This window comes from Streptomyces sp. NPDC045022 (assembly GCF_056432605.1).
Genome location: NZ_JBWKIR010000008.1, coordinates 94,624 through 108,184 on the forward strand (window position 1 = coordinate 94,624; position 13,561 = coordinate 108,184).

At 69.6% G+C, this 13,561-nt stretch carries 12 protein-coding genes; 8 read left to right on the forward strand and 4 right to left on the reverse strand.

Annotated features, from left to right (window positions below):
* Positions 1 to 198 precede the first annotated feature (198 nt).
* Both AC07C1_RS16700 and ppgK read left to right on the forward strand, forming a co-directional pair.
* Positions 199 to 1,215, forward strand: a complete 1,017-nt coding sequence (locus tag AC07C1_RS16700) for a 4-hydroxy-3-methylbut-2-enyl diphosphate reductase (RefSeq protein WP_478939621.1) — start codon at positions 199 to 201, stop codon at positions 1,213 to 1,215.
* Positions 1,216 to 1,261: 46 nt separating this feature from the next.
* Positions 1,262 to 2,008, forward strand: coding sequence for a polyphosphate--glucose phosphotransferase (gene ppgK / locus AC07C1_RS16705; RefSeq protein ID WP_478939623.1), 747 nt, complete (start codon positions 1,262 to 1,264; stop codon positions 2,006 to 2,008).
* Between the two features lie 4 nt (positions 2,009 to 2,012).
* Here the strand turns inward: ppgK and AC07C1_RS16710 are convergent, their stop codons facing one another.
* Complete coding sequence (locus AC07C1_RS16710) at positions 2,013 to 2,411, reverse strand: DUF6542 domain-containing protein (RefSeq protein WP_478939624.1); 399 nt, start codon at positions 2,409 to 2,411, stop codon at positions 2,013 to 2,015.
* Positions 2,412 to 2,744: 333 nt separating this feature from the next.
* Between AC07C1_RS16710 and ychF the strand changes: the two genes are divergently transcribed.
* On the forward strand, positions 2,745 to 3,833 hold the full coding sequence (gene ychF, locus AC07C1_RS16715; protein WP_478939626.1) for a redox-regulated ATPase YchF: 1,089 nt from the start codon (positions 2,745 to 2,747) through the stop codon (positions 3,831 to 3,833).
* Between the two features lie 522 nt (positions 3,834 to 4,355).
* Complete coding sequence (locus AC07C1_RS16720) at positions 4,356 to 4,922, forward strand: hypothetical protein (RefSeq protein WP_478939628.1); 567 nt, start codon at positions 4,356 to 4,358, stop codon at positions 4,920 to 4,922.
* A 151-nt stretch (positions 4,923 to 5,073) separates the two neighbouring features.
* Here the strand turns inward: AC07C1_RS16720 and AC07C1_RS16725 are convergent, their stop codons facing one another.
* The 3 genes from AC07C1_RS16725 to AC07C1_RS16735 form a co-directional block, all read right to left on the reverse strand.
* Complete coding sequence (locus AC07C1_RS16725) at positions 5,074 to 5,970, reverse strand: helix-turn-helix transcriptional regulator (RefSeq protein ID WP_478939629.1); 897 nt, start codon at positions 5,968 to 5,970, stop codon at positions 5,074 to 5,076.
* 264 nt (positions 5,971 to 6,234) lie between these two features.
* A complete protein-coding gene (locus AC07C1_RS16730; protein WP_478939631.1) occupies positions 6,235 to 6,720 on the reverse strand; it encodes a hypothetical protein in 486 nt (161 codons plus the stop codon).
* A 153-nt stretch (positions 6,721 to 6,873) separates the two neighbouring features.
* Entirely contained in the window at positions 6,874 to 7,587 is a 714-nt protein-coding gene (locus AC07C1_RS16735; protein ID WP_478939633.1) for a TetR/AcrR family transcriptional regulator, read from the reverse strand.
* A 217-nt stretch (positions 7,588 to 7,804) separates the two neighbouring features.
* Between AC07C1_RS16735 and AC07C1_RS16740 the strand changes: the two genes are divergently transcribed.
* From AC07C1_RS16740 to AC07C1_RS16755, 4 genes are all read left to right on the forward strand, one after another.
* Positions 7,805 to 9,208, forward strand: coding sequence for an MFS transporter (locus AC07C1_RS16740; protein WP_478939635.1), 1,404 nt, complete (start codon positions 7,805 to 7,807; stop codon positions 9,206 to 9,208).
* 360 nt (positions 9,209 to 9,568) lie between these two features.
* A complete protein-coding gene (locus tag AC07C1_RS16745) occupies positions 9,569 to 11,737 on the forward strand; it encodes a YcaO-like family protein (protein ID WP_478939637.1) in 2,169 nt (722 codons plus the stop codon).
* A gap of 8 nt (positions 11,738 to 11,745) precedes the next feature.
* Positions 11,746 to 13,008, forward strand: a complete 1,263-nt coding sequence (locus AC07C1_RS16750) for an MDR family MFS transporter (RefSeq protein WP_478939639.1) — start codon at positions 11,746 to 11,748, stop codon at positions 13,006 to 13,008.
* On the forward strand, positions 13,001 to 13,525 hold the full coding sequence (locus AC07C1_RS16755) for a GNAT family N-acetyltransferase (protein WP_478939640.1): 525 nt from the start codon (positions 13,001 to 13,003) through the stop codon (positions 13,523 to 13,525). The genes AC07C1_RS16750 and AC07C1_RS16755 overlap by 8 nt, the downstream gene beginning before the upstream one ends.
* Positions 13,526 to 13,561: the final 36 nt, after the last annotated feature.

The following is a 13,561-nucleotide window of genomic DNA, read 5'->3' on the forward strand; positions in this document are numbered from 1 at the left end:
GGAGTCGCATGCCGCTGTTGCCGGGGGGAGTGGCACGGCTTCGTAGCCGGGGGGCGGTCGCACGGCGTTGTGAGTGCGGGCAGTCGGGCAGTCGGGCAGTCGGGCCGTTGGGCGGTACGGCTGGGCGCAGCGGGCCCCCACGCGGGGCCGCGGCCACGCGATCTCTGCGCCGCTGAACGCGGCCTTACGATGGGACGCATGACCGCTTCGCCTGGCCGCCGTGTCCTGCTCGCCGCACCCCGAGGCTACTGCGCGGGTGTGGACCGCGCCGTGATCGCCGTGGAGAAGGCCCTCGAACAGTACGGGGCCCCGATCTACGTCCGGCACGAGATCGTCCACAACAAGTACGTCGTGCAGACCCTGGAGAAGAAGGGCGCCGTCTTCGTCGAGCGGACGGAGGAGGTACCGCCCGGCAACATCGTCATGTTCTCGGCGCACGGGGTCGCCCCCGTGGTGCACGAGGAGGCCAGGCAGGGCCGTCTCGCCACCATCGACGCCACCTGCCCGCTGGTCACCAAGGTCCACAAGGAAGCCGTCCGCTATGCCGGCGAGGACTACGACATCCTCCTGATCGGGCACGAGGGCCACGAGGAGGTCATCGGCACCTCCGGCGAGGCCCCCGACCACATCCAGCTGGTCGACGGCCCCGAGGACGTCGCCAAGGTCGAGGTCCGTGACCCGTCGAAGGTCGTGTGGCTGTCGCAGACCACCCTCTCCGTCGACGAGACGATGGAGACCGTCGACGCCCTGAAGACGAAGTTCCCGGGGCTCGTCTCCCCACCCAGCGACGACATCTGCTACGCCACGCAGAACCGCCAGCTCGCCGTGAAGCAGATGGGGGCCGAGGCCGAGCTGGTCATCGTGGTCGGCTCGCGCAACTCCTCCAACTCCAAGCGGCTGGTCGAGGTCGCCAAGCTCGCCGGCGCCCGCGAGGCCTACCTCGTCGACTTCGCCGACGAGATCGACGAGGCCTGGCTGGAGGGCGTCACCACGGTCGGCGTCACCTCCGGTGCCTCCGTGCCCGAGGTGCTGGTCGAGCAGGTCCTGGAGTGGCTCGCCGAGCGCGGCTACGGGGACGTGGAGATCGTCAAGGCGGCCGAGGAGTCCATCACCTTCTCGCTGCCCAAGGAGCTGCGCCGTGACCTGCGCGACGAGGCGGTGGCCCTGGTCGCCGAGCGCGGTGGCTCGGGCGCCACGGACACCGCGGTCGAATGACGGGCGGCCGTACGTGACTGTCGGTGGTCCGTCGTAACGTGGTGCCATGCAGATCTTCGGCGTGGACATCGGTGGATCCGGGATCAAGGGCGCCCCTGTGGACCTGGACAGGGGCGACCTGGTGCAGGAGCGCTGCAAGGTGCTCACCCCGCATCCGGCGACGCCCGACGGCGTGGCCGACGGGGTCAAGCAGGTGATCGACCACTTCGGCTGGACCGGCCCGGTCGGGCTGACCTTCCCCGGAGTGGTCACCGGCGGCGCCACCGTCCGGACGGCGGCGAACGTCGACAAGAGCTGGATCGACACGGACGCGCGCGCGTTGTTCAGCGGCAAGCTCGGCGGGCTGCCGGTGACCGTGGTCAACGACGCCGACGCGGCGGGCGTCGCCGAGATGCGGTTCGGCGCCGGACGGGACCGGAAGGGCACGGTCGTCCTGCTCACCTTCGGCACCGGCATCGGCAGCGCCCTCTTCGTGGACGGCGTCCTGGTCCCCAACACGGAGCTGGGCCATCTCGAGCTGAGCGGCCACGACGCGGAGAAGCGCGCCTCCAGCAAGGCAAAGGACGACCACGAGCTGAGCTGGCAGCAGTGGGCGCACCGCGTCCAGACGTACCTGGCCCACGTCGAGATGCTGTTCTCGCCGGAGCTGTTCATCATCGGCGGCGGGGTCAGCCGCAAGGCGGACAAGTTCCTGCACTTCATCGAGGGCATCAGGGCGGAGATCGTGCCCGCGCAGCTGCAGAACAACGCGGGGATCGTGGGAGCGGCGATGCGCGCGACGCAGCAGGGCTAGGCGCTCAGCCCCGTCGCCGGCGCCGCCGTACCGACCGCACCCGGCGGACCAGGACGATGACGCCGGCGGCGAGCGTCCCCCCGTACAGCCAGCCGGCCTGGGTGGCGAGCCCGGTGACCAGCCCCATCAGACGGCCGAGCGGCCCCCCGCTGCCGTCGGTGACGGGGAGCAGCCCCACGGCGAACGCGATCGGTACGACCACCGGCGCGCTCAGCAGGTCCCCTTCGTGCACCCACACCGCGGTCAGGGCGCACATCAGCAGGAACAGCACCCCGTACAGCGTCAGGGACCCGCCGAAGAGGAGCTGGTCCACACAGCCGAGCAGGAACATCACCACCGCGCAGAACACGCCGCTGCCGAGCCCGGTGAGCCGGGGGTTCGGCAGCCGAGGGCCCGGCGGCACCGGCCGGGAGACCCGGACCTGCCGTAAGGCCCGTTCCGAGCCGGGTCCGGACCGGTGTCCGCTGTACCGGCGCCGGGCCTGCGACGGCAGGGAGCCCGACGGCGTGCCGCGTCGTCGTCCGTCGTTCGGGGGTCGCGTCCTGTGTTGCTCCACTGGACCAACTTAGGTCTGTTTATGTGTCGAATCGCTCCTCAGACACGCCGACGAGGAGAGCTTGGCCGGGCGTTCGACGCTCCCGGGAGCCCCCTGCGCGGGACGCCGTAGACTGGTGGATCGGCCAGTGTGTCTGGCCCCTGGCAGCCCCTGGCCCTCTCATCTACGGGAAGTCGCAACGTGTCGCTCACGATCGGAATCGTCGGCCTGCCGAATGTCGGCAAGTCGACCCTGTTCAACGCCCTGACCAAGAACGACGTGCTGGCGGCCAACTACCCGTTCGCCACGATCGAGCCGAACGTCGGCGTCGTCGGCGTCCCCGACGGCCGCCTCGCCAAGCTGGCCTCGATCTTCAGCTCGGAGCGCATCCTTCCGGCCACGGTCGACTTCGTCGACATCGCCGGCATCGTGCGCGGCGCCTCCGAGGGCGAGGGCCTGGGCAACAAGTTCCTCGCGAACATCCGTGAGTCCGATGCGATCTGCCAGGTCATCCGGGCCTTCAAGGACGAGAACGTCGTGCACGTCGACGGCAAGGTCTCGCCGAAGGACGACATCGAGACGATCAACACCGAGCTGATCCTCGCCGATCTCCAGACCATCGAGAAGGTCCTGCCGCGTCTCCAGAAGGAGTCCCGGATCAAGAAGGACATCGCGCCCAAGGTCAAGGCGGTCGAGGAGGCCAAGGAGATCCTGGAGAAGGGCGACACGCTCTTCGCACACGGCATCGTCCAGGGCACCGAACGCAATGAGCTGCTGCACGACCTGCACCTGCTCACCACCAAGCCCTTCCTCTACGTCTTCAACGTCGACGAGGACGAGCTGACCGACGAGGACTTCAAGAACGAGCAGCGCGCCCTCGTCGCCCCCGCCGAGGCGATCTTCCTCAACGCCAAGCTGGAGGCCGACCTCGCCGAGCTGGACGAGGAGGAGGCCCTGGAGCTGCTGGAGTCCGTCGGGCAGCACGAGCCCGGCCTCGCCACCCTGGCCCGCGTCGGCTTCAACACCCTCGGCCTGCAGACCTACCTGACGGCCGGCCCCAAGGAGTCCCGGGCCTGGACCATCAAGAAGGGCGCCACCGCCCCCGAGGCGGCCGGTGTGATCCACACCGACTTCCAGAAGGGCTTCATCAAGGCGGAGGTCATCTCCTTCGCGGACCTGGTCGAGACCGGCTCGGTCGCCGAGGCCCGCGCCAAGGGCAAGGCTCGCATGGAGGGCAAGGACTACGTCATGCAGGACGGGGACGTGGTCGAGTTCCGCTTCAACGTGTAGCGGGCGCTTTGTCACCACGTCGCTGATCTGGCAGACATGCAGGTCACGAGGGGTCCGACCGTTCGAGGTCGGGCCCCTGCCTGTTTCCCGTGCTGGGATGGGTTGGGGGCGGGCGGGGTGGGCGACCCTTCCCCGGCCCTGCGGATGGCGGTGCGGATGGCCATGCACTCCTCGATCATCCGGTTGATCTCGCGCTCTTCCCGCTTGTGGTACTTGCGTAGCACGTCGATCGATCGAATAGTCCCACCGGATGCCGCATAGTTCATCATCTTTTCGCAACCCGGCTTCGGCTATGCGGACCAACGAGATGGGCTGGTCGGGTTGCTCGGGAAGCGTGTATGGCCAATCCGGGCGGTGTGCGGATTGCCTGCAGGTATATGTACTTGCGCCCCAGGCGGTCGGATTCCGAGGCCTGCGGTTCCCTCACCTTGCCATCTCTCCGCTGCTGCGGCTCGGATTCCGCGTCCCAATCGCCCGGGAACGCGGTGGTAGGGGATGGCCGACAGCTCCTCAAGGAGACAAATGATGCAGGAAACCCGACGACGACTGATGGTCGCTTCGCTTCCGGTATTGATGGCGGCCGGGTTGTCGGCCTCACTCGTTGCGCCCGCCCACGCCGATACCGGGCCCTCGCTGACCATCGCCGAGTCCCACCAGCAAGCGTTCGTCGCGGGCGGGACGGGGACCTACACCATCACCGTCGGCAACGCCGGGACCAGCGCGACCGACGGGGCCACCACCAAGGTCACCGGTACCCTGCCCGCGGGCATGACCGCACTCGCCGCCGGCGGAAGTGGCTGGAGCTGCACGACCTCACCCATCCTGGCGTGCACCCGCTCTGACGCCCTGCGACCTCGGCAGGCATACATGCCGATCACCCTGACCGTGGGTATCTCGCCGTCCTTGGCAGGGAAGACCGTCGCGAGCAGCTTCCACGTCGCCAAGGCCGGCCTTGCCGTCTTCAAGGAGCAAAGCTCCGTCACCACCACCGTCACCATCACCAACACCCAGACGCAGACCCAGACCCAGACCCAGACGGTCAACGTGAAGTGCCGGTGTGAGCGTGATAAGCGCGCCGCGGCCCACTGAAGAGGCCCTCGTAGTCACCGGCTGTGAAATGCCGGGACGCTGACTCGGTGGCGGGCAAGAGCCCGCCGCCGAGTTGAACATCGCGGGAAACGAAGTAGATTCGTATGTGGGCGGCCTGCGCACCGGTCCTGTGTGCACCAGAGCAAATCCATCAGTGGTTGTTCCGGTGTCGCCTCGGTTCCGGTTCCAGCGCGCGCTGAGGTGAGTCCTGCACACGGTGGTACAGCCAGGAAAGCGCCGTCAGTTTGTCCTCGGTGCCGGTGCCGGGTTGAGGGATCTCCAGAATGACCCGTCGACCTGAGCGGTCGTCGATAACGAGCGCGGTCTCCTCCAGCATCATGCGTCCGACGAAAGGATGCTTCACTTCCCGGGTGGCGACGCCGCGCCTTGCGATTTCATGCTGCCGCCACCATCTGCGGAAGTCCGGGCTGTTGTGGCTCAGTTCGCGGACGAGTGCCGTGAACCAGGGTTCGTGGACGTAGAGTCCGGTTGCCGCACGGAACTCGGCCAGTACCGAGCGGGCGCTCGGCTCCCAGTTGTGAATCAGTTCGCGCATGTGATCGCTGAAGAAGAGCCATAGTAGATGGCGATGCGCACGGGTTATTTTGGTCAGGTCGCCGTAGACATCGGTGCTTGCCTGGTTCCAGGCGAGAATATCGAACCGGGGGCCGAGGGCGAACGCCGGATGCGGAAGCTGACTGTCCAGGATGCGCTGGAGCGCCGGGGGCGCACCATCCGCGGGTATGTCCGCGCTGGAACGGGCATCCTCGTTCGCCAGGGCCAGAAGGTAGTCGCGCTCTTCGTCGTTGAGACGAAGGGCCCCGGCCAGGGCGTTGAGCACGTGGTCCGAGACCCTGATGTTCCGAGCCTGTTCGAGCTGGGAGTACCAGCATGAGCTGATACCCGCCAGGTCGGCGACGTCTTCCCGTCGCAGGCCGGGCGTTCTCCTGGAAGTTCGTGGCGGAAGGCCGACCTCTTCCGGCTGAAGGGCCAGCCGTCGTGTTCTGAGGAAGTCTGCGAGCTCCGCTCGCCGTAGGTCGTAATTCATCCGTCGTTCCCTCTGCTTGGCGACTGGCGCGGATGGTTACTGCCGGAGACCCCTACTCATAGGATAGTCGGTTTCTTGATGCGTGCCCTGCGCGTGTGAAGCACCTGCTGGAGTGGTGAACCACGTTTCCTGGACTTACAATTCGGTGACTGTGTGAAATCAAGTACTCAGTCCCCGCTCGCCGTTCGGGTCATTTCACCGTCGTCGCCTCTGTCGGGCGACTATTGCGGATGCTATTGCCGGTGACCTCGGCTCCTACGATAGTCAGTTTCTTGTTGCGTCTTGTGCCGCGTGTGAGTCTGTTACCGGAAGCGACGTTCGACCGTTGCGTGGTGCTGACAAGGGGTGCCGGTCATGGACGAACGACTGTCTTTCGTTCCGGTGGTCGAAGGGAGAAAGGTCATGCGTACCAAGCGGTACCTCATGCGGCTCACACTGGCGCTCATCGCTGCTCTGGCGTTCCCAGCGGTTTTCGCCGGGGAAACGTACGGCTCTGCACCCCCAGCCGCTGTGGTGGCATCGGCTCACGCGAAGGCGCCCACGGTCAAGACAGTTGAACCGATGCGCCCGTGCGGGCGGCAGCAGCAGCAGCAGCAACAGCAGCAGCAACAGCAGCAGCAGCAGCAACAGCAACAACAGCAACAGCAGCAGCAACAGCAGCAACAGCAGCAACAGCAGCAGCAGCAGCAACAGCAGCAGCAGCAACAGCAGCAACAGCAGCAACAGCAGCAGCAGCAGCAGCAACAGCAACAGCAGTAGGGCGGCTGAGTCGGCTGGCCGAGCTGTCTGACGGACGCGACGCCATGCCCGATCTCATCGGGCGAGCACGTCAGCGGGCCGGACTCCGTGAGTCCGGCCCACTCTGCGTTGCGTGCCGGCAGTTGATGGACACCGGCACCGCGGTCAGCGGGAGTTGGCCGGTCGTCCCGCCGGCTGCGGGGACGCGGCTTGTGCGAGCAGCCCGTCGACGAACGCGCGGAGTCCCTGGAAGTAGGTGTCTCGCGCGGCCAGTGCCGCCCATTCGTCGCCGATGGCGGCCAGGCACGGCACCCGGGAAGCGTCGAGGCTGCTGAAGGACGTCTCCCTGGTGGTGGGGCGCCCATCGTCGGCCCGCCGGCGGACGGAGTGGGCGCGGACGAGGATCTCGCCGACGGTGTAGTACCAGATGCTGCGGAAGATCTCGACGGCCCGTGCGGGCGTGCATCCGCAGTCCCCGGCCCCCGACACGATGGCCTCGACCATCCACAGCGCCGTTTCGTCCAGGAGACCGACGAACCCGTCCACGGTCAGGATCTCCGCGGCCCACGGCCAGGCCGCGAGCGCGTCGTGCATCGCGGTGGCGGCCGCGACGATGCGGTCCCTCGGCTCACTGGGCAGCCGGGGACGCTCGATCTGGTCGATGTAGTGATTGAGCAGGAGGACCAACAGGTCCTCCTTGTTCTGTATGTGGTGGTACAGGGTCGTCGCCCCGATGCCGAGTTCGGCGGCCAGCCGGCGGATCGTCAGCTTCTCCCAGCCGTCCCGGTCGATGAGCCGACGGGCCGCCACCAGGATCTGCGTGCGTGAGGTCACCGGTGGCCGCCCGGTGCGGCCGTGCGGTGCGGGTGGTCGGGGCATTGCCCCATCATGCCGCGCCGCCGTCCCACCGGGCGAAACGGGTGCGTGTCCGGGCTTCGAGTTCACAGGAGCGGGTCCGTGGTGCTACTTTCGGAACACGTTCCTAAATTGCTCGACGATCTCACCGAGGAGGGAGCCCGCGATGAAGCCCACGATGACGAATGGGACGGGACGGACGGAAAGTACGGGTGCTCGGCCAGGACTCACGCTCGCCGCGGTGGCCGTCGTGCAGTTCATGGTGTCGCTGGACCTGTCGGTCGTGAACGTCGGACTCCCGGAGATCGCCGCCGGTCTCGGCTTCGGCGCGGTGGGTCTGACCTGGGTGATCCACGCCTACGCCCTCACCTTCGGCGGGCTGCTCCTGCTGGGTGGCAAGGCCGCCGACCGCTACGGCCGTAAGCGGGTCCTGCTGTTCGGGCTCGGCCTGTTCGGGCTCGCCTCCCTCATCGGTGGCTTCGCCCAGGAACCGGGCCACCTGGTCGCCGCCCGGGCCGCGCAGGGCATCGGGGCCGCCGCGCTGGCCCCGGCCGCGCTGGCGCTGCTGACCGCGACGTTCCCGACGGGCAAGCCCCGTGTGCGGGCCTTCGGGATCTGGAGCGCGATGAACGCCGCCGGAGGCGCCCTCGGAGTCCTGGCGGGCGGCCTGCTCACCGAGTACGCCGGGTGGCGCTGGGTGATGTTCGTGAACGTACCGATGGCCGCGGTGGCGCTGGCCCTGGCCTGGCGTGGCATCGTCGACAGCCGGCCGGCCTCGCGCGGCGGTCGCCCCGACATGCTCGGAGCCCTCCTGGCCACGGCCGGTCTGATCCTGCTGGTCTTCGGTGTCGTCCGCACCGACCAGTACGCGTGGACCTCGTCGGTCACCCTGACGACCCTGGCGGTCGCCCTCGCGCTGCTGGTCGCGTTCGTCTATGTCGAGCGGACCACCGCCCGCGAACCGCTGGTCCGGCTCGGCCTGTTCACCAACCGTTCGGTCGCCGGCGCCAACGGCTACAACCTGCTCGTCGGTGCGGCCATGGCCTCGGCCTTCTACTTCACCTCCCTCTACCTCCAGCGGGTCCTCGGCGAGGGGGCGGCCATGACCGGGCTCATGTTCCTGCCGTTCGCCCTCGGCGTGGTCGTCGGCTCCGTGCTCGCCATCAAGCTCGGCTACCGGCTCCCTGCCCGCAACCTCATGATCGCCGGTGGTCTCCTCACCGCGGCCGGATTCGCCTGGTTCGGCATGATCAGCCCCGACGGCGCGTTCGCCAGCGACGTCCTCGGGCCCTCGATCGTCGCCAGCGTCGGCTTCGGTCTCTGCCTCGGGCCGGTCGTCTCCACCGCCACCGTCGGCGTCGCCCCCCACGAGACCGGCACTGCTTCGGGTCTGCTCAACAGCTCGCGCCAGATCGGTGCCTCCCTCGGACTCGCCGCCCTCGGTACCGCGGCCGAGCACCGCACCGGCCAGACCGTCACCCCCCAGGCCCTCAACGACGGATACGCCCTCGGCCTGAACCTCAGCGCCGCGCTCCTGGTCGCCGCCGCTCTCATCGCCCTCGTCGTCCTGCGGCGGATCGACGCGCCGGCGGAGGCCCTGGCGAGCACGCGCGCGCCGGGCCCCACCGAGACGGCCGCGAGCTGATTCACGGCCGCAATCCCCCGTAATCCGACCGGGGGGCCGGAATTATCCGTGAATTACTCATGGGCGTTCATGAGTAATTCATCTAGGCCCCGGTGTTGCGCGCCGGTAATGTCATTCACGTCACTGACAGCGAACTGGGAGGTATTTCCATGATTTCGACCGTCAAGACCAACGTGATCTGCGCGGTTGTGCACAACCGGGCCGTCGTGCACAACCGCGCGGTGGTGCACAACCGGGCCGTCGTGCACAACCGCTCGGTCGCCAAGTAAAGCTGACCTGCTGAGGTCGGCCTGCCACGGCCTCGGGACATCCCGAGGCCGTGGCATTGTGCACCAGGAACTCCATTCGACGGGGACTGATATGCCAGCGGACGCCACCTTGGAACTCGAGGACGTGGAGATCTACGACCTCGAGCAGAACCTGTGCTTTCTCGTCACTCCGCACGGCGGGCAGTTCCATATTTCCGCCCCCACCCACGAGTTTCGCGCATGGATGGCTCGCTGCGACGGCACCAGGACCCGCGCCGAATTGCTGGCGGGAATGGCTCCCGAATACGCCGAGGTGGTCGACGTCCTGCAGCGCGACGGCTGCCTGCGCCCGCCCCGGGCCACGGAGGACGCCGCGCGAGCGGTGCTGGCGCGCACGACGGTCCTCATCACGGGCTCCCCGGCGCTCACCGCCCCGCTCGCCCACGCGCTGAGCGCCACCGGTTACGCGCGCGTGGAGCCGGCACCCGAGGACCTCGCCGGCGTCGACGGCCGCGACACCGTGCTCGTCGCCGTCTTCGCCCATCCCGCCTACGCCGAGCTGAGCCGCATCGACGAGCAGTGCGCCGCGCTGGGCCTGCGCTGGCTGCCGCTGCGCCGTGAACACGGCCGGGCGATCCTCGGCCCGGCGATCACTCCCGGCAGCACGGCGGACTTCGCGGACGTGCTGGACCGCCGGCTCGCCGCGGCACATGACCCCCGGGTCATCGAGGCCATGAGGGCCGCGCCGGAGGCGGGCAGCCCCCGGCTCCGCGGCGGCGACGCCCGCTGGATGGCCGCGCAGCTCGGCACGTACCTGGAGCGCTGGGTGACGGGCGAGGCCGCCGTGGACGAGGTCGAACTCGACCCGCGCGAGCTCAGCCACATCCGCCGTACCGTGCTGCCGGTGCCGACCCGGCCCCGGCCCGTGACACGGGGTGACGCGGAGGCGGACCTGCTCGTCGACGACCAGGTCGGCGTGGTCACCGGAGTCCAGGAACTGGCCCCGCTGCCCGGTATGCCGGCTCTGCTGCGGGTGTGCGCGGTCGACGTCGCCGACATGCGGCGCGTCGCGGACTGGCCCAACGACCGGCAGGCGTTCGGCACATCGTGGTCGGACTTCGACGCCGCACGCCGCAGTGCCGTCGGCGAGGCGGTCGAACGCTACTGCGGCAGCAGGCTGCCGCAGGACCGGCTCCGGTTCGGCAGCTACGCCCGGCTCCGCCGGGACGGCGTGCCCGCGCTCGACCCGCGCCGGCTGCACCTGTACTCGCCACGGCAGTACCGCACCGACGGCTTTCCCTTCGCGCCGCTGACCGTGGACGCGGAGTGCGCCTGGGTCGAGGGCCGTTCGTGGACGACCGGTGAGCCGGTGTGGGTGCCCGCCTTCCTGGTCGCCCACGGGGAGCACGACCCGGTCGCCTACTCCGACCCGCTGGTGGCCGGCGTGGCAGCCGGCGTGAGCGAGGAGCACGCCGTCACCTCGGGTCTCGAGGAAGTGATCGAGCGCGACACCACCATGCTGTGGTGGGCCGACGCCGCCGCCGCCCGCCTTCCCCGGCTGCCGATGCCCGACCGGATCCGTGAGCTGGTCGCCGACAGCCTGGACGCCTACGACATCACCCTGATCCACCTGGACAACGAGTTCGGGGTCCCGGTGATCGCCGCGGCCGTGCTCGACCGCACCACCCGCTGGCTGACCATGGGCTTCGCCACCCGGCCCAGCGCGCAGGACGCCGCGGAGAAGGCGCTCGCCGAGGGGTTCACCCTGCACCACACCTGCCACTACCTCGACAACGAGAAGGCGCTGGCGGACGGCCGGGCCGAGCTGCCGCACCTGGGCAACCTCAAGCCGTACCGTGCCGACCGGCGCTATCTCGACTCCTACCGCGCGGACTTCGCCGATGTCCGGGACCTGCTGTGCCAGCAGCAGGTCTACCTCGACCCGCGAGCGGGGGAACGGATCGCGCCCTGGGTCCAGGACCTGCCCAGCCGCTCCTGGGAGGGGTTGCCCGCACTCGCGGAGCGGCGTCTCGCGGCGTATCGCGAACGGGTCGAGGCCCGCGGCTTCGAGGTGATCAGCGTCGACCTGACGACCTGCGACGTCGAAGCGGCGGGGTTCAGCGCCGCGCACACGCTCGTGCCCGGTCTGGTGTCGAACTTCCCCGCCGGCATGCCGATGTGGGGCGACGACCGGATCAGCGGTGCGGGCGTCCGGCTCGGCTGGCGGTCGCAGCCGCTGACCGAAGAGGAGTTCAACGTCTTCCCGCTGCCCCACGCGTAGGGACACCGATGGCTGTCATCGACATACTCGGCCTGCCGAACACCCGAGGACGCGGGCCCCTGATCGTCGCGCAGGTCGTCGACGCCCTGGGCACCGGCCTCTTCCTCCCGTTCGCCGTCGTGTACTTCCACGCGGCCAAGGAGATCGAGCTGACCACCGTCGGCCTCATGCTGTCGGCCGCCGCCCTGCTCTCCCTGCCCGCCGGCCCCCTGGCGGGCCCGCTGATCGACCGGGTCGGGCCGCGGCGGGTGGTGGTCGCGAGCAACCTCACCCGCGTACTGACCTTCACCGGTTATGTGTTCGCCGACGCGCCCTGGCAGCTGATCGCGCTGGTCACGGTCACCCTGTGGAGCGAGAGCCTGTTCCGGCCCGCGGCCGCCGCGCTGGTGGCGCAGGTGGCCGACGACGGGCAGCGGGCGCGCTGGTACGCGATGGAGCGGTCACTGCGCAACGTCGGGATCGGCGCCGGCGGGCTGTTCGGCAGCGTGCTGGTCGGCTGGGGCGGCACCTCGGGCTACACCGCCGTGGCAGCGCTCAACGCGGTGTCGTTCCTCGCCGCGGCCGGGCTGGTCGCGGCCTGGCGCCCGGCCGCCGTCCCGGCCCCCTCCGGCGGCGACCCGGTGCCGGCCGGGGACGACCCGGTCCGGCGGCGCGGCGGGTACCGGGAAGTGCTCGCCGACCGCGCGTTCTTCGGCGTACTGGCGACCGTCTGCGTGTTCGCGCTGTGCGACCTCGCGCTGACCGTGCTGCTGAGCGCCTACGTGATCGAGGCGCGCGGACTGCCGGCGTGGCAGCCGGGGACCCTGTTCGCGGTCAACACCGTGCTGGTGGTGCTGGCGCAGACCGCGGTGGCCAGAGCGGTCGAGCGATACCGCAGACCCAGGGTGCTCCAGGTGGCGGCCGTCCTGTGGATGGTGTCCTTCGCGCTGTTCGCGGTGGTGCCCGGGGAACGCCCCGGGGTGGCGTTCGGCGGGCTCGCCGTGGGGATGGTCGTCTTCACCGTCGCGGAGCTGCTCCAGGCGCCGACCAGCAGCGCGCTGACCGTGGCGATCGCCGCCGAGCATGTGCGGGGCCGCTACCTCGGGCTGGAGGAACTCATGTGGAGTGTGGCCCGGGTGCTGGCGCCGACGGTGTTCACCTGGCTGCTGGCGAAGGGGCCGGGCCTGCCATGGCTCGCGCTCTGCCTCTGCTGTCTCGCGGCGGTCGCGGTGCTGCACCGGCTGAACCGCGTACTGCCCGCCTCCGTCCAGCGGGAGACCGTCGATGGCTGAGCGCGTGTCGACGGTGGAGCGCGCGGCCGAGGTCCGCCGCCCCGAGGAGTTCCGCGACGTCTACCACCGGGTCTACCGGGAGCCGCCGTACCGTGAGGACGCGGCGGCCGCGGACGGGTTCGCCGGACAACTGGCCGAGCACGCGGCACTGCCCGGTTTCTCCGTGACCACCGTGCTCGACGGTGGCGCGCTCGGCGGCTTCGCCTACGGGGTGCGCCGCGAGGACGGGTGGTGGCACCCACGGGCCGCCGCGCCCCCGCCGCGGCGGCTGCGCCGGCCGCTGTTCTACGTGTACGAACTCGCGGTCGTGCCGGAGCTGCGCGGCCGCGGACACGGGCGGGACCTGCTGGAGCTGCTGCTGGCCGACCGCACCGAGCCGTTCGCCGTGCTCGCCGCGTCGAACGAGGCGCCGGCGCACCGGCTGTACCGGCGATGGGGCTGGACGAAGGTCGGCCAACTCTCGGGGCCACCGGACGGCGTGGACCTCCTCGCCCGCCCTTTGACGCCCATGCCCTGACCGCGCCGGGCACCGTGCCCGGCCTTTCCGCGACGC